Raw genomic sequence first — 1,090 nt, forward strand, 5'->3', positions numbered from 1 at the left:
CGCCTCGCGCCAGGCCGCGCGGGCGGCGTCGTGGTCTCGATCGGCCAGCCAGGTGACAAACCTGCGATACGGCACCGCCGCGGGCAGCCGCTGCCCGTAATAGCCCGCAAATATGTCCCGCAGCAGGATCGGCAGCGACCAACCGTCCATCACGATGTGGTGGAAGGTGAGCACGCATCGATGCACATCGGGTGCGGTGCGGATCAGGGCGGCCCGAAACGCCGGCGGATGGACCAGGTCGCAGACCGCCGCGCGTTCGGCGGCGCACAGTTCTTGGACCCGCTCCTCGGCGTCGAGGTCATGGCCGTTGAGGTCGACATACCGCCAGGCCGCCACGGGGTCGGCCGGAATGATCTGTACCGGTTGGTCGTATTGGTTGCAGAAGCGGGCCGCCAGGTTGGGGTGGCGGGCGACGACGGTGTCCACGGCTTGGTGGAGGCGGTCGGGGTCGAGCGGACCCGTCAAGGTGAGCTCGAGCTGCATCGCGTACAGATCATCGTCATTGGGCCGCGCGCTGCTCACGTGGAAGAGCAGCCCCTGCTGCACCGGGGTCAGCGATAGCACGTCGGCGATCCGGTACTGCCGGTGCAGCTCGTCGATCTGCTGCTGGCTCAGCCGGGCGGGAGCAATATCCGACGGCGTCAACCCGCCTCCACCACGTTCGACGTGGGCGCAGATGCCGGTCAGGGCGTCACACCACAGCTGGCTGAGCCGGCTGATCTGCGCGTCGTCGAGTGCCGAGGGCGCCCACGTCCAGTCGGCCTCCAGCCGGGGGCCGGTGTCGGTGTCGACGGCGGCGGCGGTGAGCTCCAGGGTGTGCGCCAGCGGCATGGGCACCGCCGCTGCCGTCGCGGTAACCGACATGCCGTCGGGGTCGATCCGCCACAGCTCCGCGGATGCCTCGGACGAGGCCGCGCCGAGGCGTCCGAGGTAGTTGAAGCCGATCGCCGGATCGGATGCGGCCAAACCGATCTCGGGGTTGAGGTAGCGCAGCAGACCGTAGGTCAGACCGTCGGGCAGGGCGCGCAGTTGTTCCTTGATGTCTTTGACAACCGCCCCGAGTGCGGCATCGCCTACGCTCAGCGCGACG

The 1,090-nt window shown here is 69.1% G+C and carries 1 protein-coding gene; it reads right to left on the reverse strand.

All coding sequences use genetic code 11. The features are described from left to right. The coding region (locus AC5Y6X_RS24340) for a condensation domain-containing protein (RefSeq protein WP_499989703.1) at positions 1-1,090 on the reverse strand (1,090 nt) is incomplete at both ends.

It is taken from the genome of Mycobacterium sp. NGS26, assembly GCF_059813025.1.